Annotated in this window: 17 protein-coding genes; 9 read left to right on the top strand and 8 right to left on the bottom strand. The window is 59.7% G+C overall.

The genetic code is table 11. The annotated features are described in order from the left end of the window. Nucleotides 1–30: 30 nt before the first annotated feature. The 3 genes from mscL to coaA form a co-directional block, all read right to left on the bottom strand. Nucleotides 31–411 (bottom strand): large conductance mechanosensitive channel protein MscL, encoded by a 381-nt coding sequence (gene mscL, locus HMPREF2682_RS04320; RefSeq protein ID WP_049331947.1) that lies wholly within the window; start codon nt 409–411, stop codon nt 31–33. Between the two features lie 292 nt (nt 412–703). Next, complete coding sequence (locus HMPREF2682_RS04315; RefSeq protein WP_070687291.1) at nt 704–1645, bottom strand: M15 family metallopeptidase; 942 nt, start codon at nt 1643–1645, stop codon at nt 704–706. A 151-nt stretch (nt 1646–1796) separates the two neighbouring features. After that, nucleotides 1797–2753 carry a type I pantothenate kinase gene (gene coaA / locus HMPREF2682_RS04310; protein ID WP_070819404.1) on the bottom strand — a complete coding sequence of 319 codons (957 nt, stop codon included), beginning with the start codon at nt 2751–2753 and terminating at the stop codon, nt 1797–1799. 183 nt (nt 2754–2936) lie between these two features. On the opposite strand from coaA, the gene glmS reads away from it, so the two are divergent. The 3 genes from glmS (at nt 2937) to HMPREF2682_RS04295 (ending at nt 7179) form a co-directional block, all read left to right on the top strand. Continuing rightward, complete coding sequence (gene glmS / locus HMPREF2682_RS04305; RefSeq protein ID WP_049338090.1) at nt 2937–4820, top strand: glutamine--fructose-6-phosphate transaminase (isomerizing); 1884 nt, start codon at nt 2937–2939, stop codon at nt 4818–4820. Nucleotides 4821–5085: 265 nt separating this feature from the next. Beyond that, nucleotides 5086–5523: a holo-ACP synthase gene (locus HMPREF2682_RS04300; protein ID WP_070831739.1), complete on the top strand. Its 438-nt coding sequence runs from the start codon at nt 5086–5088 to the stop codon at nt 5521–5523. A 69-nt stretch (nt 5524–5592) separates the two neighbouring features. Then, a complete protein-coding gene (locus HMPREF2682_RS04295; RefSeq protein WP_070831736.1) occupies nt 5593–7179 on the top strand; it encodes a bifunctional ADP-dependent NAD(P)H-hydrate dehydratase/NAD(P)H-hydrate epimerase in 1587 nt (528 codons plus the stop codon). 226 nt (nt 7180–7405) lie between these two features. Here the strand turns inward: HMPREF2682_RS04295 and HMPREF2682_RS04290 are convergent, their stop codons facing one another. From HMPREF2682_RS04290 to HMPREF2682_RS04280, 3 genes are all read right to left on the bottom strand, one after another. Next, nucleotides 7406–8887 (bottom strand): sugar transferase, encoded by a 1482-nt coding sequence (locus HMPREF2682_RS04290; protein WP_070642928.1) that lies wholly within the window; start codon nt 8885–8887, stop codon nt 7406–7408. A 506-nt stretch (nt 8888–9393) separates the two neighbouring features. Continuing rightward, entirely contained in the window at nt 9394–10176 is a 783-nt protein-coding gene (locus HMPREF2682_RS04285; RefSeq protein WP_049346436.1) for a phosphatase, read from the bottom strand. Between the two features lie 28 nt (nt 10177–10204). After that, nucleotides 10205–11467: a glycosyltransferase gene (locus HMPREF2682_RS04280; protein ID WP_049346434.1), complete on the bottom strand. Its 1263-nt coding sequence runs from the start codon at nt 11465–11467 to the stop codon at nt 10205–10207. A 138-nt stretch (nt 11468–11605) separates the two neighbouring features. Here HMPREF2682_RS04280 and alr point away from each other — a divergent pair, with 138 nt between their 5' ends. The 5 genes from alr (at nt 11606) to tsaD (ending at nt 16163) form a co-directional block, all read left to right on the top strand. Continuing rightward, the gene (gene alr / locus HMPREF2682_RS04275; RefSeq protein WP_049346433.1) at nt 11606–12919 is read left to right on the top strand and encodes an alanine racemase; all 1314 of its coding nucleotides are present in this window, start codon (nt 11606–11608) and stop codon (nt 12917–12919) included. Continuing rightward, a complete protein-coding gene (gene tsaE, locus HMPREF2682_RS04270; protein WP_049346431.1) occupies nt 12919–13524 on the top strand; it encodes a tRNA (adenosine(37)-N6)-threonylcarbamoyltransferase complex ATPase subunit type 1 TsaE in 606 nt (201 codons plus the stop codon). Before alr ends, tsaE begins: the two co-directional genes overlap by 1 nt. 23 nt (nt 13525–13547) lie before the next feature. Next, a complete protein-coding gene (tsaB, locus tag HMPREF2682_RS04265; RefSeq protein ID WP_070831733.1) occupies nt 13548–14399 on the top strand; it encodes a tRNA (adenosine(37)-N6)-threonylcarbamoyltransferase complex dimerization subunit type 1 TsaB in 852 nt (283 codons plus the stop codon). After that, nucleotides 14400–14918 (top strand): ribosomal protein S18-alanine N-acetyltransferase, encoded by a 519-nt coding sequence (rimI, locus tag HMPREF2682_RS04260; RefSeq protein WP_070831730.1) that lies wholly within the window; start codon nt 14400–14402, stop codon nt 14916–14918. It abuts the gene before it with no gap. Between the two features lie 144 nt (nt 14919–15062). Beyond that, entirely contained in the window at nt 15063–16163 is a 1101-nt protein-coding gene (gene tsaD, locus HMPREF2682_RS04255; RefSeq protein ID WP_070831728.1) for a tRNA (adenosine(37)-N6)-threonylcarbamoyltransferase complex transferase subunit TsaD, read from the top strand. 169 nt (nt 16164–16332) lie between these two features. Here the strand turns inward: tsaD and HMPREF2682_RS04250 are convergent, their stop codons facing one another. Further along, entirely contained in the window at nt 16333–17481 is a 1149-nt protein-coding gene (locus tag HMPREF2682_RS04250; protein WP_070691003.1) for a glutamate--cysteine ligase, read from the bottom strand. Between the two features lie 304 nt (nt 17482–17785). Continuing rightward, nucleotides 17786–19261: a class I SAM-dependent methyltransferase gene (locus HMPREF2682_RS04245; protein WP_070831725.1), complete on the bottom strand. Its 1476-nt coding sequence runs from the start codon at nt 19259–19261 to the stop codon at nt 17786–17788. Between the two features lie 218 nt (nt 19262–19479). Here HMPREF2682_RS04245 and groES point away from each other — a divergent pair, with 218 nt between their 5' ends. Beyond that, nucleotides 19480–19767 (top strand): co-chaperone GroES, encoded by a 288-nt coding sequence (gene groES, locus HMPREF2682_RS04240; RefSeq protein ID WP_005505066.1) that lies wholly within the window; start codon nt 19480–19482, stop codon nt 19765–19767. Nucleotides 19768–19807: the final 40 nt, after the last annotated feature.

Raw genomic sequence — 19807 nt, 5'->3', positions numbered from 1 at the left:
CTAAAAAATTAGTGGTAGAGAGCAGAGAAATTACTTCTTTGCCAGAGCATCGCGGATCTCCTTCAGGAGGTCAAGCTCGGTCTCTTCCTTTTCAATAGCCTCGTCTTCAGCCTTCTTCTTAGCCAGCGCGAGTTCAGTCAGCTTCTGAGTGGGCACAACAACTGCGAAGTACACAGCAACTGCAATCAGGATGAAGTTGACAATAGCGGTCAGGAACACGCCAACCTTGATCTGGCCGAAGACCAGGAAGTTGTCGAAGTTGGGGGAGCCAACCAGCATGGAGATAGCCGGCATCAGGACGGCCTGGACAAGCGAGGTCACCACAGCGGTGAAGGCGGTACCCATAATCAGACCAACTGCGAGATCGATGACGTTACCGCGGATTACAAAATCTTTAAAACCCTTAAGCATGAGATATAGAATAGCGCCTTTTCGCCTCAGAAAATGCCATATTCTGAGAAAATTTTCGTTGTAAAGCATGTGTTTTTCTTCACAGTGGTTCTGTGGTACCCAATACTTAAGGTCTAGGTCACATAAAGGTGAGTAAAAATCTCTGAAACCTGCGAAAAATCGCGGATTTACGCGGCGTGTACGCGAAAAAATATGCATCTACTGTGCCTATTTATTTCTGACACGGAAGCCAGAAATACGACACGCATCACCACTTGGCGCACCGACCAAAGCCGAAAGATTAGCCCAGACCCTAGCTCGCACTTGCATAATTGGGTGCCGCACCCGTACCGATAAACTCCTCAAAAGTCTTCGCACCCGAAGACACATACTCCTGAGCAATCTGCACACCCACATAACGGTAATGCCACGGCTCAAAACGATAACCGGTCACCGACTGACGACCATCAGGGAAACGCAAAATATATCCGTAACGCGGAGCATTCTTCACCAACCACTGACCAGCCAGCGTATCGCGGTAACACTCCTCCAGACGGCAACCCTCAGGAGAAGCAAAATCAATCGCCAAACCCGTCTGATGCTCCGAATAGCCGGGACGAGCAGACAACTGATCCGCCACCTGCTGACCGTTCACCGAAACCCAATACTGATAGGTCTGCTGCTGCACCGCATACGAACGATACGCGCTAGAAACAAGCAGAGTCACGCCATCGGTCGCCGCCGCATCAATCATCGTGTCCGCCGCCTTAGCCGCCTCAGCACGCAATTGATGACCGTAGAACTCCACCAGGTCACTCGGCTCCCAATCCTGCTGCGCAAAGGGGCGCATCTTATTCACGAGACAACGCAAAGAATCCGGCTGAGACTCAACACTCGGCTGGGCAAGCGCCAACGGGGAAGAAGACGCGCTCGCAGAAGCCGAAGCACTTGCAGAAGCACTGGTAGCAGAAGCGCTGGTTGCAGAAGCAACAGGGGAGGGCGCGGCAGAAGATGTCGCAGCAGTGGAAGAGACGCTAGAAGAAGCCGCCGAAGCCGTCGCAGACTCAGAAGCAGAAGCGCTCGCTGCAGAAGATGAAGAGGAGGCACCCTGACCCTGCGAACCACCCTGCGAACCACAAGCCGCCAATAGTGCGGTACCGCCAACCCCCAAAGTAGCACCCAAGAGAGCGCGGCGGTTTACCGCAGAACCATTAAGAGACTCCTGAGCGGTAGACGTACGGTGCAGAGACAACACAATAACTCCTCATCATGGCGTAGATGCAAACAAAAAGCGCCGGAAGCCTAAACCCACCCAGCGAGGGAGTGGAGCCTCCGGCGCCTTCTACTAGAATGCACCACAATACCGGCTAAAAGCCGCACACGAACACTAAAAACCTAAAGAACCTCTAGTTCTTACGCAGAAGAACCTGCTCCACGGTATGCTCGGCACCCTTCTGCAGAATTAAATGCGCACGAGCACGAGTCGGCAAAACATTCTGCACCAGATTAGGCTCATTCACGCTCTTCCAAATGCCGGTCGCCACCTCAACCGCCTGCTCATCGCTCAGCTCCGCATAACGCTTGAAATACGACTCCGGATTCGCAAAAGCCGAAGAACGCAGTGTCAAGAAACGATTCACATACCAGCGCTCAATATCCTCAGTGCGGGCATCCACATAAATAGAGAAATCAAAGAAATCGCTCAGCGTCAGATCGGAAGTCTCCGGACCCTCAGCTTGAGAAGGCGCCAAAACATTCAAACCCTCAAGAATCAGAACATCCGGTGCGGTGACCTCAATATGTTCATCCGGCATGATGTCGTAATACAGGTGTGAATACTTCGGCGCCACCACACGCTCGGCACCGGACTTCACCTGCGACACAAAATTCAGCAGGGCACGGCGATTATAAGACTCTGGGAAACCCTTGCGGTGCATAATGCCGCGACGCTGAAGCTCCGCATTCGGGTACAAGAAACCATCCGTAGTTACCAACTGCACCTTCGGAGTCGAAGGCCAGCGACTCAAAAGAGCCTGCAAAATACGAGCCGTCGTCGACTTGCCCACAGCAACAGAACCCGCCACACCAATAATGAACGGGACACGGCGCTGAGACACATGCAGAAAATCATTCGTCATATGGTTTAACGAAGAAGCAGCAGTCACGTACAGGTTAAGAAGACGAGAAACCGGCAGATAAATACGCTGCACCTCCTCAAGGTCGACAGTTTCACCCAGGCCACGAAGAGACTCAATTTCCTCAGCACTGAGGGGGACAGAAATCTCATCGGCTAGGTGCGACCAGCGGGAACGGTCAAGATGCATGAAGCGGTCATCGCCAGAAAAATACGGTGCGGTGCTCATTTATCTAAGTGTACGAACTTTCAGCCCGCGGGGAAAATATCTACTCTCATGGTTTGTGCGAAGAAATAAATTGATGGAAAGAAAAGGGTAAAACCTGAAAAGCTAGGAAAGCCACATTAAACGTGACGCATAACGGTATTTCACCGTGCACATATTCGGATACTTGTGGGATAAACTTATAGCATGTGTGGAATCGTAGGATATGTAGGTCTGGACACTGCTCCGGACGGTAACAAGTTTGACCACAACGCATACGATGTGGTCCTCGAAGGTCTGCGCCGTCAGGAATACCGCGGCTATGACTCTGCTGGCGTGGCACTCGTGTGCCCCGACGGCATCGTATTCCGTAAGAAGGCTGGTAAGCTCCTGAACCTTGAGAACGAGGTCAAGGAACACCCCCTGCCTGACTCCCAGATTGGTATCGGTCACACCCGTTGGGCAACCCACGGTGGACCCACTGACAACAACGCTCACCCCCACGTTGTCGACAACGGTCGCCTCGCCGTCGTACACAACGGTATTATCGAAAACTTCGCAGAACTGCGTGCCGAACTGCTCGCCGAAGGCGTAGAGTTCGCATCTCAGACCGACACCGAGGTAGCTGCAGCAACCATCGCAAGCATCTACAACAAGCTCGGCACCGGTGACCTCACCGAGGCAGTACGCGTAGCATCCAACCGCCTCGAAGGTGCATTCACCATCCTGGCTATCCACGCCGACCACCCGGACCGCGTTGTGGCAACCCGCCGCAACTCCCCGCTGGTTATCGGCCTGGGCGAGAACGAGAACTTCCTCGGCTCTGACGTCTCCGCGTTCATTGACTACACCAAGGAAGCCGTCGAAATGGGTCAGGACCAGATCGTGACCATCACCGGCACTGACTACTCCATCATCGACTTCGAAGGTAACCCCGCAGAGGGCAAGCCGTTCCACATCGAATGGGACGCAGCAGCAGCCGAAAAGGGCGGCTACAACTCCTTCATGGAGAAGGAAATCCACGAGCAGCCCGCAGCCGTTGAGCAGACCCTCATGGGCCGCCTTGACGAGAACGGCAACCTCACCCTCGACGAGCTGAACATCGACGACTCGGTGCTGCGCTCGATTGACAAGATCATCGTTGTTGCATGTGGTACCGCAGCATACGCAGGCCAGGTGGCACGCTACGCCATCGAGCACTGGTGCCGCATCCCCACCGAGGTCGAGCTCGCACACGAGTTCCGCTACCGCGACCCCATCGTGAACGAGAAGACCCTCATCGTGGCACTCTCGCAGTCCGGCGAAACCATGGACACCCTGATGGCAGTGCGCCACGCACGCGAACAGGGCGCAAAGGTTATCTCCATCTGCAACACCCACGGCTCGACCCTGCCCCGTGAATCCGACGCTGCCCTGTACACCCACGCGGGCCCCGAAATCGCAGTGGCATCCACCAAGGCATTCCTGGCACAGATCACCGCAGCATACCTGCTCGGCCTGTACCTGGCACAGCTGCGCGGCAACAAGTACAAGGACGAAATCGCTTCGATCCTCGCCGAGCTGCAGAACATGCCCGCAAAGATTCAGAAGGTCATCGACAACGACACCCAGGTCAAGGAACTGGGCGTCGAAATGAAGGATGCCTCCTCCGTGATCTTCCTCGGCCGCCATGTGGGCTTCCCCGTCGCAATGGAAGGCGCACTCAAGCTCAAGGAAATCACCTACATCCACGCTGAAGGCTTCGCAGCAGGCGAGCTCAAGCACGGCCCCATCGCGCTGATCGATGAAGGCCAGCCGGTCATCGTAGTGGTTCCCTCCGCAAACGGTCGCGACTCCCTGCACGGCAAGGTCGTCTCCAACATCCAGGAAGTGCGCGCTCGCGGCGCCTTCACCATCGTCATCGCCGAGGAAGGCGACGAGGCCGTCAAGCCCTACGCAGACCGCCTCATCACCGTCCCGGCATGCCCCTCGCTGTTGCAGCCCCTGCTGGCAACTGTGCCCTTGCAGATCTTCGCATGCGCACTGGCAGAAGCTAAGGGCCTGGACGTTGACCAGCCGCGTAACCTCGCAAAGTCCGTGACCGTGGAGTAATCCTTAGGAGTAATCCTCGGAAATCGCCTCAGCGATAACGAAAGGGCGGTGGTTGAGTTCTTAGAGAACTCGACCACCGCCCTTGTCGTTTAACCACTCGGTTATTCATGGATGGTCCAACAAAAATAGGACACTGTGAAACAGGCATCAACCGGGCGTCATATTTGACGGTAAACCGCCCAAAAGAAACGAATCTCGCTAGACTTAAAACAAGAGAAACCGCAAACAGGACGCGGCACCACCCCTAGCGCAGAAGGTGAAGCTCATGATCATGGGAATCGGCGTAGATACCGTCAACATCGAACGATTCGAACGAATCGTCACCGAAACACCAGCCTTCGTTCGCCGCGTCTTTACCCCCAACGAACGCACCCGGAACGTGCGCTCCCAAGCCGTACGATTTGCTGCCAAAGAAGCCGTCGCAAAAGTACTCGGAGCACCCGCCGGACTCAACTGGCAAGACTGCGAAGTCGCCACCGCCGAAAGCGGTCAGCCCTACCTCATCATTCAGGGCACCATCGCCCGCCGAGCCAAAGAACTTGGCATCAACCGCATTCACCTCTCGCTGACCCACGACGAACCCATGGCCATCGCCATTGCAACCGCCGAATACCTCAGCGATGCAGAACTGGCGCACCTGCAAAAGTTCAACCCCGAAAGCTACCGACTCAGCGTCATCGCCGGTGACGACACCGAGGACTAACGCAGAGCCACACCAACACCACACCAGGTGACCCCTAAGGCCCGCACGGTGCCACCCAAGGAGACAGCAATGAAGCTCATCTACACTGCTTCCCAGGTACGCGAAGCAGAAAAGCCCTACATCGAAGCCGCCGACTACGACGGCTACCTCATGCAACGTGCCGCAGATGCCGTCGCGGCCGAAGCACAGGACCTGCTCCGCGGCAAGGACAATGCCAAAATCCTGTTGCTCATCGGTCCGGGCAACAACGGCGCAGACACCATCTACGCCGGCGCCCGCCTCAGCGCCAAAGGCCACCGCGTTGATGCCGTCATCTTTGACCCCAGCGAAAAGAACCTCGAACTCATCGCCCGAGAAGGCGGCGAAGGCACCCGCGTACTCGACCCCGAACACACCCTCGAACACCTTACCGGCTACGACCTGACCATTGACGGCATCCTCGGTACCGGCTCCAGCGGTGCCGTACGCGGTAGCGCCGGCGAATACCTGGGCGTACTCCGTGCAGCGCAGCTCGACGGTAAGCTCGGCGCAGTCCTTGCCGTAGACACCCCCTCCGGAGTCGACAACAACCGCGGAACCGTGCACGAACCCTCCCTGCGCGCCGATCGCACCGTCACCTTCATCGGCCACAAGCTACCGGCAGGCACCTGCCACAGCGTCCACTCCGGAGACATCAAACTCTACGACCTGGGCGTTCCCGAAGCCCTCAACTCCCACAAGCCTGCCCTGCGCGTCCTCGAGCGCGAAGACTACCGCGAGCTTATCGAAGTACCCGACGAACACTCCCACAAGTACACCCGCGGCGTACTCGGCATGCTCACCGGAAGCCTCGAATACCCCGGCGCAGCCCTCATGAGCGTGCGTGCCGCTCTCAACACCGGCGTGGGTATGGTTCGCTTCAACGCCAACTCCCACGAGCTGCGCCAGCTCATGATCGCCCACAACCCCGAAACCGTCTACTTCAGCGGCGCACCCGCCCTGCAGAGGGTCACCGTCTGGGCAGGCGGCTCAGGATCCAGCCACGACTCGCTGGATAAGAACCGCTACCTGCTCCACTCGCCCGAACCCGCCATCCTCGACGCGGGCGCCTGCGACCTGGCGGCAGAATACATGGCAACCGGCAAGCACCTCGGCTCCCATAAGATTCTCACCCCGCACGCGGCAGAACTCGAACGCTTCCTGCGCATCGTGCACGAGCTCGCCCCCGAAACCTGGACAAAGCACCTGGGCGACGCCATCGTACCCAGCCGCAAGGACATCGACGCAGAGCCCTTCCGATGGGCCCGCGCCGCCTCCGAACTCTCCGGCGCCACCGTCATGCTCAAGGGCGGCTACACGCTCATCGCGGCGCCCAACGGCGCCACCTACAGCGTTGCTGGCGGAAGCCCCTGGCTCGCCACCGCAGGCAGCGGAGACACCCTCACCGGCATCTACGGAGCACTGCTCGCCCAGACCGTAGCAGCCTTCGATGCTCGCGGAGAAGCGCTGGAAGGCTGCACCTTCGCCTCCATCGGTGCGCTCGCCGTCTACCTGCACGGCGAAGCCGCACGCGCCAGCGCCACCGGAAGCGTCAAGGACGCCCGGCCCGGCCCGGCACCCGCAACCCGCGTCGCGGAGATGCTCCCCGAAGTTATCGCCCGACTCATCGCAGAATAGGGGAGCGGGAACAAAGCTAGCACACTGAAGCTCTGACACTCGTCTCAAGACGAAGAGAAAAGCCCCCAGACACCCTGGGTATGCAGAAGGGGCGTGAATCCATCGGAAATGGATTCACGCCCCTTCAACGCGTTTACATCAATGCACGATACCGAGCTGCCTGTGCCGGGACAGCATCACTAAAAACCGGCATACGCATCGGCGGGAGAAACTCCCACCATCTTTCTTAGTACGCGCCTTCCTTAGCGAAAACCGCACGGACAGTACGCAGAAGAATAATGAAGTCACCGGTAAGCGACCAGTTCTCAACATAGTAGAGATCCAGACGAACCGACTCCTCCCAAGAGAGGTCACTACGACCCGAAACCTGCCACAGGCCGGTAATACCCGGCTTCACCAGAAGGCGGCGGTACGCAATATCTTCGTACTGCTCAACTTCCTCAACCAGCGGAGGACGCGGACCCACCAGCGACATATCGCCAATGAACACGTTCCACAGCTGAGGCAGCTCATCAATCGAGTACTTACGGATGAACTTACCGATGGGGGTAATACGCGGGTCGTCCTTCATCTTGAAGAGCACGCCGTTACCCTCGTTCTGCTCCATGAGGCGCTTCTTAACCTCTTCAGCATCAGTACGCATCGAACGGAACTTCACCATCTTGAAAAGCTCACCGTTCAGACCCACACGGTTCTGAAGGAAGAAGACCGGGCCGCCATCACGCTTAACCAGCAGAGCAACCACCAGGAACAGCGGAGAGAGCAGAATCAAACCCAGACCCGAGGACACAACGTCCACGGCGCGCTTGAAGAACGCCGACAGACCGGTAATACGCGGAGTCGACACGTGCACCAGCGGCAGACCGTTCAGCGGCTGCATGTGCATACGCGGACCAGCAATATCGGTCGTAGCCGGAGCCATAATCAGCGAAATATGCGCATCCGCCAGCTTCCAACCCAGCAGACGAACCTGGTCCGGGCTCAAATGGTGGCCATTCGTAACAGCGACCATGTGAATATCGTTCTCGCGGATAGCTTCCATAATGTCAGCCGGAGAAGTGCTGTAACCAAGCACCGGAATCGGCGCACCAGCAACAGTAGTACCGGGAGTGAAACCGGGCAGGTAGAACGCAGCGGGGGACAGACCGGAAGCAACCACATCCTTCAAATTCTTGTACAGGTGCTGACCGGTCGTCACATCAGAAATAATCATGACGCGAGTCAGCGCGCGACCGCGAGTACGCGAACGCACCAGGCCCTGACGAATAACCCAACGCTCCATCAGCAGGAAGAACAGGCCCAGCGGATAAGCAATCAGCAGGTACATGCGGGTGACGTCAACCTTGAGGAAGAACGCCACAATAATCAGCAGACAGAAGAAATAAGTACTGCCGCGAGTAATGAGGCGGTACTCCTCAGTACCGAAACCCATAATGCGCAGGCTACGGGAGCCATTCACCTGGAGAATAAACCACCAGCCAATGGTCAGGCCAATACCCAAGAAGATATAGTCCATCGCGGGTACGCGGCCATCGAGAACATTAATAGGCCAAACGTTCACATAGGGCAGGTCAGCATTTTCCCACCCGAAACGAATCAGATGCGCAGCGACAACCGCAACAGCAATGGCGAAAAAATCGCCAAAGTAAAGGGCGCGCTGAACCTTGGGATGCCAGCTTCGCTTGATAACGAAGTCTGAACCCCACATTTTTTTAAGACGATCTTGTACTTTCAACGGTGTAATCTTCCCCGGAAATTTGTCCTGTATTGCGGACTGAGAGCGGCGAATAGGCACATTTACCCCTAATTATCGGTGTAAGGGAGACGTGTCCTAGTCTTTGTCCTGATGAATGAGTGAACCCTTAATCTTGCTGAGTGAATAATGGCAGAGACTACGGCAAAGGCGCTGGTAAGACGCCTAGTGGAGCGTTATATGAGCCCGCTGAGCGCATAAACGTGTTCCGTAAACTATTCTACGGGGTCGGGGGTCTTCCGTCTCGAAGAATGAAGAGGCAAAGTCGCTCCGGTGTGATGAAATCAATCACAGAAAAATAAGAGAATAAGAGCCTCCGGGAAGAATGCCTAGTGGAGCTAAGAAACTCCCAAAATTACCGGTATGTTTCACGCATCTGCAGAAAAACAATAACCGGCATATAAAAAGACAAATCCCGGAGTCTCAATAACAAGCCCTACGCACACGGCGTAAAAGGGACATTAAGGGCGCTCAAGCCCCGCACGATCCAAAATGAAATCAATCATCGGTTCATAACGGCGCGGCGGAACGTTATCGTCCATCGGCACACACACCGGCAAATCTCCCTGCTCAGCCGCAACAAACAGACCGGGATCATTACAATCCGCAATGCCAATCGTCAGCAGCTTACGAGTAGACGCCGCATAACCACCCATACCGTGATCCGAAACCACCAGATCCGGGGTCACGCCACGCGCCTCCAGCTGATCCAAAGCGATGCGCATCGGGCCGGGGAAATGTGTATGCTGCAGGTTGCCGTACTGCTCAAACATCACGACATCCATAATCTGGCGGACGTCGCCGTCGAGGAAACGCTCGCCCTCCTCAATCTGAAGAACCTCAGCACCCGCAGCCTTCGCCGCTGCAGCCATTACCGCGTAAATGGGGAACAGGCCCGCCGGGTGACCGGTCGCAAACAGGATGCGGGAACCGGCACGCACCGCCTCGCCGAAGATACGGGCGTACTCCTCCAGGGCGCTGATGCACTGCTCGGCACCAATCGTGTCCTGACCGTGAGTATGCGAACGGTCCGGGTTCAGACCCGCACGGCGGACCATCACCTCAAACACCGAATCGTAATCCCACTCGCGGGTCCACTGAACACCAAACTCAAGGTGCTCATTGCCATCCAGGAAACCCTGAATATGGTCCAGATTATTCTCGCGCGGGGTCGCCACCTCGCCGGTAATACGCACCGAATCCAGGTATGCGGCGAACTCATCGCGGCTCATGGAGAAAGACATTAAAACTCCTCATGACGTGAAAAATACATTACTGCGAGATACCTTCACGTACCTCGGCATAAGCTTCTAGGGTCTTACGCGCCGTCTGATCCCAACCCATCGTGCGGGCACGCGCCGCAGCGTTCGCGCCCAACGAGTGGCGCAGATACGGGGCACGCACCAGACGCTCAATAGCCGCAGCCCAACGCTGCGGAGTACGAGGAGCCACCAGCAGGCCCGTACGGTGGTTCTCCACCGCATAGCGCAGACCGTCAGCATCCGTAGCGAGCACTGCCGCGCCGCACGCCTGCGCTTCCAAAGCGACCAGGCCGAATGTCTCAGACGACGACGGGGATGCCACAATATCGGCGGCACGGAAAATATTCGCCAACTCAGACGCCGGAACCGGGTCCTTCAAATGCACCCGATCTGCCACACCCAGCTCAGTTGCACGCTGCAACAGGCGGCGCTCATAATCCGAATCGGAACGACCAATAATATCCACGTCCACCTGCAGATCGGAGGGGAGTAGCGCGAGCGCCTCCACCAGCAGATGTGGGCCCTTCAACGGCTGAGGCCTACCGGCAAACACAATGCGGCAACGAGTCTCCGAGGTGTCATTGAGCGGATGCACGCCAGGAATCGTATGGAAAATCGAGGTGTCAACACCCGGGGGGATAATGGCAAGCTTCTGCGCGTCCGTACCGTAGTACTCGCCCATCTGCTGCGCCTCCAGGGGAGTGTTCACAATGACCCGGCTCGCGGAGCTACTCATCAGGTACTCAGCGCGGTAGCGTTCCTCGGGTTCGGGTGCCTCGCCTTCGCCGCGGCGCGCATCCTTGGTGGCAGCCGTTGTGTGGGGAGTAAAGAGAACAGGAACGGGGGAGCCGGCACCCTTCGCCGACCACAGCTCGGATGCGCGAGCCGCCGCCTGACCCGACAGCCAGTAGTGGGCGTGAATAATATCCGGGGTGTACAGCGCCTGCTCCACGCACGCCTGCGCAAAATCATCGGTGACCGTAGCCAGCTCATTCTTCGAAAGACCACGGGCGGAGGGCAGATCAAGACTGTGGCGCACAAGGCGCTCGCCGGGCTGAGGAGGCTGACGGAACGGCGAATCAGCCGGAAGCGCCTCACCGCGGTCCAGGGTGAAAACCTCAACCCGCAGCTCGGGATCCAGCTCCAGCATGGCATGCACCGACCGGGCAATATAGACGTTCATGCCGCCTGCATCTCCGCTACCGGGCTGCGCAAAAGGGTCGGTGTGCATGGAATACACGTGAACCGTCCGAACCGGCGGCAGAGTGCTCATCGATGCTTTCCTCTCTAAAGGGGTACCTGACCTAGTGTAGCGCGACAGGACTTTCGCACAGCGGGAGGTCTAGAATTTAGTAGAAGAGAGGCTGCTCAAGCACAGCCTGTAGTACCCGCCCGTCAGAAACGAAGGACCATGACTCACCCTCAGCAGCCTGCCGAACCGCTTTACTGCCCGCCCTGCACTCCCGGCCAGGTGGAACGTAGCGCCACGATTGACCTTGACGCGCTGGAACATAACGTGCGCCGCCTCAAGGAACTCATTGGTGACCGCATGCTCATTGCCGTGATTAAGGCGGATGCGTACGGTCACGGCGCGTACCCGGTGGCACGTTCAGCTATTGCTGCCGGTGCCGACCTGCTGGGCGTGGTGCACGTGAACGAGGCCCTGGAACTGCGTGCTGACGGTATTGACGCGCCGCTCATGGCGTGGCTGCACACCCCCTCCACCGACTTTGATGCGGCACTGCAGGAGAAGATTCGTCTGGGCGTTTCCGGCTGGGACCTGGAGGCGGTAGCCGCCGCCGCTGAACGCACCGGCGAGCGCGCTATCGTGCATCTGAAGGCTGATACCGGTCTGGGTCGTAACGGCGCCACCGCGGCGGATTGGCCTGCGCTGGTCGCTCGTGCCGCTTCTCTCGAGGAGTCCGGTCTGATTACGGTTGAAGGTATTTTTAGCCACCTGGCGGTTGCTGATGAGCCGACCCGCGCCGAGACTGCGCAGCAGCTCGACACCCTGGATACTTTTGTGGCTCAGGCTCGTGAGGCTGGCCTGGCCCCGAAGATCGTGCATTTGGCGAACTCGCCTGCGACCCTGACCGCCTCGCTGGAGGGCTGGGACACGGAGGAGCGTCTGCTCGGTGACGGCGTGCGTTGCGGTTTGGCTCTCTACGGTCTTTCCCCGCTGCCGGAGGTGACCGCTGAGGACCTGGGCCTGAAGCCTGTCATGACGGTGGGTAGCTACATTGCCGCGGTGAAGGAAGTTCCCGCAGGTCAGGGTGTGTCCTACGGTTTGCGCTACCACACTCCCAAGGCGACCACCCTGGCGCTGGTGCCGCTCGGCTACGCTGACGGCGTGCCGCGCATTGCGGAGAACGCGCCGGTGCGCATCTACCCGGGCGCGCAGAACGCGGAGAACGGCTCCGTGCCTAACAGTGCGGAAGGTAAGACCTACCGCGTGGTCGGCCGCATCGCCATGGACCAGATGGTCGTTGACCTGGGCGAACCCGGTCTGAGTGACCCCGCCCTGGGCTACCTGGGGGCGCCCGCCATCCTTTTTGGTGCCGGTGAGAACCCGCCCGTGGAAGAGTGGGCGGATGCCGCGCAGACCATTAACTACGAAATCGTGACCCGCATTTCGTCCCGCGTGGAGCGCCTCTATGTTGGCGGCTCCTGGGTTGAAGCTGAGCTGAACGAGCTGTGGGGTACCGGGCAGGAGCAGGAGGGCTAATGAGCTCTGAGTATATTTCTGCCGCACTCGACCTGGATGTGACCGGCCCCGACCATACCCGCCGCCTGGCGCTCACCCTGGCGCAGCACCTGAACGCCGGGGACGTACTGTTGCTCTCGGGCGAGCTCGGCGCGGGTAAGACCACGTTCACCCGCTCCCTGGGTGAAGGCCTGGGCGTGCGTGAAGGCGTTATCTCACCGACCTTCGTGCTCTCGCGCGTGCACCCGAACCTGCCGGACGGCCCCCGCCCCGGCGGCCCCGACCTGGTGCACGTGGACGCCTACCGCCTCTCCAGCGCCGAAGAGCTCGACGACCTGGATCTGGAGTTCTCCCTGCCGCGCTCGGTGACCGTCATCGAGTGGGGTCGCGATAAGGCTGAGCACCTGAGCGATTCCCGCCTGGAGCTGGACTTCACCCGTCTGACCGGCGCGGATGCACGCTTCGCCTACTCGGGTGCCGAAGAGTTCAGCTGGGACGATGAAGACGAGGACGAAAGCGACGAGGATGCGGACACCCCCGAGCCTCGCCTGCTGCGGGTGCGCGCCTTCGGCCCTCGCTGGGAGCACGCTTTTGACGCTCTGAAAGAGGCCCTGCAGAGCGCCTAGAGCCCGCGCGTTAGAATGATAGGGTGCTAGTACTTGCCCTTGATTCATCCGCCACCGCATCTGTGGCGCTCGCCCGTGTGCACGGCTCCGAAGCCGGTGCGTCCTTCGAAATCCTCGCCCGCTACGAGAGTGAAGATACCCGCTCCCACGCCGAGGTGATGGGTCCCTACGCGCAGGCGGCCCTGCAGGACGCTGGCGTGCGCGGCGAAGATTTGGATGCAATTCTGACCGGTACCGGTCCGGGACCTTTTACGGGCCTTCGCGCCGGTATCGTTACTGCGCGCGCTCTGGGTTTTGCCTGGTCGGTGCCGGTGTACGGCATGATGAGCCTGACCGCGCTGGCTGAGCGTGCTGTGTCTGGCGTGGTTGCCGGGGAAAGTGCTGAGGGTACTGCCGGGGAAGAGAATGCAGAACGAGCGTTCGCTTCTGCTGAAGGTTTTGAGCCCGCAGAAGGTGCCGAGCTGCTCGTACTCTCCGACGCGCGCCGCCGCGAAGTCTACTCAGCACGCTACCGCGTGGAGACCGACGGCTACACCCTGGTGGACGGCCCGAACGTATGCCCCGCCTCCGAAATTCTGCCCGGTGAAGGCCCCTCCTACGCCTACGGTTACGGTGCCGGCCTGTACTCCGAGACCCTCGAAGAGCACGGCTGGACCATTGTCGATTCTGCCCGCGAGGTGCACCCGCACGCCGAGTACCTGGTCGCCGCCGCGGCACGCCTGGGCGTAGAGAACCTGAGCGAGGACACCTCCGCCCAGTACCTGCGCGACTCGGACGCGAAGGTCCCCGCCGCAATGCTCGCCCGCCAGCAGAAGCAGGCGGCACAGGCTGCCGGTCAGGCCACTGCACAGACTGTCGCGCAGAAGGAAAGCTAAATGAGCGCTGCTGAAAACTCTGAAAATATCGTGCGAGACGACCTAGCTCTGGGCGCTCGCCTGCGCGTTGCCGAACTCGCGGACGTGCAGGCTATGCACCGCATGGAAACCACCCTGTTCCCCGCCGACGCCTGGCACATCGACATGTTCCTTGAGGAACTGACCCACCCGACCCGCACCTACTACATGCTGGAACTGCCCGCAGAAGGTTCGGAAGATAACGAAGGCGGCTGGCGCGCTATCGGCTACTGCGGAACCATGGTCGTAGCCGACACCGCCGACGTTCAAACCATCGGCGTGCTCCCCGAGTACGAGGGCCACGGCTTCGGTCGCGCCATGCTTGAGCAGATGCACGAGCGTGCCCGTGAGCTGGGTGCCGAGCGCATCCTGCTGGAGGTGCGTGCCGACAACCCGCGCGCCCAGCGTCTCTACGAACGCAACGGCTACCGTGCGATTCACGTACGCCGCGGCTACTACGATGACGGAACCGACGCCATCATTATGGAATGCACGTTCTAAATAATCCGTTGAACTAAACGGCAATCCCCGCGATAGAGGCGAGTATCCGCCACCCTCTACGCCGCTGCATCCCTATATCACTGCATCCTTCCATTACTGCAACTAGAAGCACTACGCGCAGACAGCGCAACAGAAAGATAGACTATGAGCACTCGCGAACCCCTCGTTCTGGGCATCGAATCCTCCTGCGATGAGACCGGTATCGGCATTGTGCGCGGTGCACAGCTGCTCAGCAACACCATCTCCTCCTCCATGGAAGAGCACGTGCGCTTTGGCGGCGTGATCCCCGAAATCGCCTCCCGCGCCCACCTGGACGCCATGATCCCCGCCCTCAAAGCGGCACTCGCCGAAGCGGACATCACCCTCGATCAGGTGGATGCTATTGCCGTCACCGCCGGCCCCGGCCTGGCGGGCGCACTCATGGTGGGTGTCTCCGCGGCGAAGGCGCTCGCTATTGCCACCGGCAAGCCCCTCTACGGCATTAACCACCTGGTCGCCCACGTTGGCGTTGGCCTGCTGGAGGATAACGGCACCGAGGACGGCTCCGACCTGCTGGCGAATGCCGGCTCGGGTGGCCTGGGTGCACTGTTGGTTTCTGGCGGTCACACCGAAATCCTGCAGGTGCGCGACATTACCTCCGATGTGCGTCTGCTCGGCGCGACCCTCGACGATGCCGCAGGCGAGGCTTACGACAAGGTCGCCCGACTGCTCGGCCTGGACTACCCGGGCGGCCCCGCGATTGACCGCGCCGCCGCTGAGGGTAACCGCAACGCCTTCGTGTTCCCGCGCGGCCTGTCGAACCGCAAGTTCATGGGCACCGTCGAGGAGCCCGGCGCGCACCGCTATGACTTCTCCTTCTCCGGTTTGAAGACCGCCGTGGCGCGCGTGATTGAAAGCTTTGAGGCCGCCGGTGAAGAGGTTCCGGTCGCCGATATTGCCGCGTCCTTCCAGGAGGCTGTCGTAGACGTTATCACCAAGAAGGCGATGCTCGCCTGCCGCGAGCAGGGCATGAAGACCCTGCTGCTCGGCGGTGGTGTGGCGGCTAATTCGCGTCTGCGTGAGCTGCTTGCCGCCCGGTGCGCCTCCGAGGGGGTACGCCTGATCATTCCGAAGTTCACCCTGTGCACCGACAACGGCGCGATGGTTGCGGCGCTGGGCGCCCGTCTGGTCGCCGCCGGTCGTGAACCCTCGGGCGTAGACTTTACGACGGACTCCTCGCTGCCGGTGACCACTGTCTGTTTCTAAGCGGGCTGCTTCTAAACGGGCTGTTCTAAACGGTCTGTTTCAGAAAGGCAGCGCGAGCGCGTTCCTGTGGCTCGCCTCGAAAATACTCATAGAAATGCCTCGGCACAGTCTCCCAAAGGACTGCGCCGAGGCATCTCTGTATTCAAACTTTAGCCGCGGGGGAACGGCGCTAACGCAGTGCCCGTGCGCGGGACTGCGCGGCAACATCCAGCGCCACCTCACGCAGAGAGCCGGTCTTCTCAAAGACCGCACGCTGACGATCCGCACCCGTACCCTCGGCGAGGATGCGGCGCACCTGAGCCAGCTCCACCTCGCAGTCAAGGTCGCGTGCCACCGGCTCCAGCTTGGGCAGAAGCAGTTCGAAATCTTCGCGCAGGGTGCGCTGTACCGGCTCGTTGGAGACTACGATCTTAGCCTCCAGGCCGTAGCGGGCTACGCGCCACTTATTCTCCTGCGCGTGCCAGGGGGCGAGCACTTCAATGCTTTCGCCCGCCTCAATGCGGCGGGAGAAGTACTCCACCAGGCACTGCGTGAACGCCACGATCGCGGCAACATCCGGCAGGGAGGCGAGGCCATCGCAGTAGCGCATCTCAATGGTGCCGTAGCGCGGAACCGGGCGCACATCCCAACGGTCCTCGCTGGGGTCGTTAATCACGTCGGTTGCCACGAGCGAATCGAGGTACTCGCTGTACTGCTCCCAAGTATCAAAGTGGAAGGGCAGGCCGTTCGTCGGCAGCTGCTGGTAGAGCTGGGTGCGGTGTGATGCGTACCCGGTGTCCACGCCATCCCAGTAGGGGGAAGAGCAGGAAAGCGCCAGCAGGTGCGGGCCGTAGTTGGTGAGCGCGTCAATAAGCGGCAGAACCTTATCGCGGGAGTCAACGCCCACGTGCACGTGCACGCCGTAAATGACCATGTGGCGGCCCCAGTACTGGGCACGCTCGACCACACGCTGGTAGCGTTCCTTCGCCACGACCGGCTGGTCAGCCCAGTGGGAGAAGGGGTGCGTGCCGGCGGGGTAGAACTCAATGCCCAGGTCATCGGTGATTTCACGGATGATGTCGGTCAGTTCCTGCAGCTGGCGGCATGCCTCGGCGACGGTGTGGCAGATGCCGGTCACCACTTCGATGGTGTTCTCCAGGAATTCGCCGGTCACGTGCGCGCGGTCGGAGGCGGGCTCGAGCAGTTCGGGGCGGCGCTCGCGCAGGATGGTTAGCACCTCGCCGGCGCGCTGGGTCAGTTCGCCGCTTTCACGGTCGATAAGTGCAATCTCCCATTCCACGCCGAGAGTGGACTGCGGGGAGGAAGCAAAGTCGATCATATGGCCTTTCCTGCGTCTGGAAATAGTGTCGTGCACAGTGCCGACTACGGAAGTTTGCTATCGGTGGGTTCGGCCCGGCAGGGTACTAGCTGGTGAGAGCCGGCTCCGCGGGGGAGTACCTCTACTGGGCCCCGTATCTTTATTAGGCCCGTATCTTCTCATTAGGCACTGTATCTAGTGTACGGTCTAGCGGTGCTCAGCGCCCTGTCGAGTGCAGAATCCGAAAACGGTACCGTAACGAATCGTCACGAACGGTAATCCAAACGTGCAGCCGGATGTGCGGGTTGGATGCGGGGCCTGAAAGCTAGAGCGGGCGCACGTGCCAGCCGATACGGCGCGAGTCCCTGCCCGAACCGATGCGGGTAAAGACCAGCGTTGCCGGACGGTAGGTAGGCTCCTGTGCACCCGAAGAAGAATTAGCATTCTTTTTCTGTTTTTTCTTAGAGGTCTTAGAACCTGCAGAACCCAGCAGGCGTGCACGCAACTGCTCCGGAACAATATCCACGCCACGCTTTTTAATCGTCAGCGCCGTAAAGCCCTGCTCACGCACCCAACGCTTCAGCTGCTTCTCCTGCAGGGGAATCTCCTCCAGCACCTCGTAGCAAGCAACCAGTGGATGCTCCACCGGCTTGGCAGAACACAGGTACGCCAGGTGCTCATCCAGCAGATGCGCACCAATACTCTGCGCAAACTCAGCGACCAGATGCGAGCGCACAATCGCCGGGGCAGGCTCCAGAAGGTATTCGCCCGGCTGCGGCAGGGATACCGGAACCTCCACGCTCTGCTGAGCCTCTGCTGCCGTGAGGGGGCTACGGAAGCTGACCGCCTCGTAGGGCGGTAGTAGGGCGCTGGTTTTCTTGGAGTCTTCGTTAGAGCTTTCGTTGGGGATTTCCTCGGGGCTTTCATCGAGGTCGGCTTCTTCAACGGGCAGCTCACGCACCGAAGTTGCGGTGCGAGCCACACCCTCCTGCGCCAGCGCGTTAAACCAGAGGACCAGTTCGGCGAGGGACCCCTCCGATTGAATCCACTCCGCCTCAACGCGCGGGTTGGGGTTTGCCTCCGACGCAATATATTCGGGCAAGGGGATGCCCTCATGCGGAAAACCGGGGCCCAACTTCACACCCATCGGCACACCCGTGCGCGCCAGATTCAGCACGAACGAGAACGGGGGAGAGAACGCCTCCGGATCAAAAAGACGCTCCGTCTGAGCCTTCTTGGTACCGCGTAGCTCGCGGCGTGCCGGGTCCATCCACACAATGCCCACCGGCTCACCGGCAGCATCCAGAAGCTCACCGTACACATAGTCGGTCACATCGCCCGAATACACGCGCGCCTGCGGGCAGAACTCAAGGTTCTTCGCCGCAAAAGAAGCCGTCAGCGGGTCCAACTCCACCGCAACCACGGCACCGCGATCCGCCGCATATACGGCAGAATCCGAGGCGATACCGCACCCCAAATCAGCCACCGTGCCGGCAACAGGGCGCAGACGCTGAGCGCGATAATGCGCAATCACCGGGCGGGTCGCCTGCTCCGCAGCCTCCTGAGTCAGCATGAGCGTGCGGGCGCGCTCGCCGAACTTGGCGCGCGCACGGGTACGAGCCTGCGCCAGCGAAATAATCTGTGCAGACTCCTCGGGGCTGAAACCGCGCGAACGCAAAGAGGTAACGGCGCTGAGCGTATCCGAGCCCAGCGGGTAGAGCTCGTCGGCTGCCGCGAGCGCTTCGGCGCTGAACGGAAGCTCAGCGGCGGGAGTAAAAGGGGATGTAGGCATGCTCCTCATTTTACGGGGTGCCGGTTTTGAGAGGTGAGGAGCCCGATTTGCCCAGCTTTTTGCTCGGCGTTCGCCTTGCGGTGAAACACCCCGGCAGAGCGCCGCTATTCTTGACCGAAAGCGCAGGTGAAATTAGAGTTGAGGTAGCACTCGAGACAGTACATTAGGCGCGCCACTGCGCCGCTGTCTCGCATCAAACGTCAATCCACAATCCGGAGGAACCGATTATGGCCATCAAGCCGCTGGAAGACCGCGTCGTTATCAAGATCGAACAGGCTGAGCAGACCACCGCATCCGGTCTGGTCATCCCCGAGACTGCGAAGGAAAAGCCGCAGGAAGCACGCGTCGTCGCCGTTGGCCCCGGCCGCGTGGATGAGAAGGGCAACCGCATCCCCGTTGACATCAAGGAAGGCGACGTTGTCGTGTTCTCCCGCTACGGTGGCACCGAGGTCAAGTACCAGGGCGAAGAGTACCTGATTCTCTCCGCACGCGACGTTCTGGCAATCGTCGACTAATACTTTCAGATGCTCATGCGCCGTACCGTTCACCCGGTGC

Source organism: Rothia sp. HMSC061D12 (assembly GCF_001836735.1).
GTDB lineage: Bacteria > Actinomycetota > Actinomycetes > Actinomycetales > Micrococcaceae > Rothia.
This window is presented reverse-complemented; position numbering and strand designations above follow the sequence as displayed.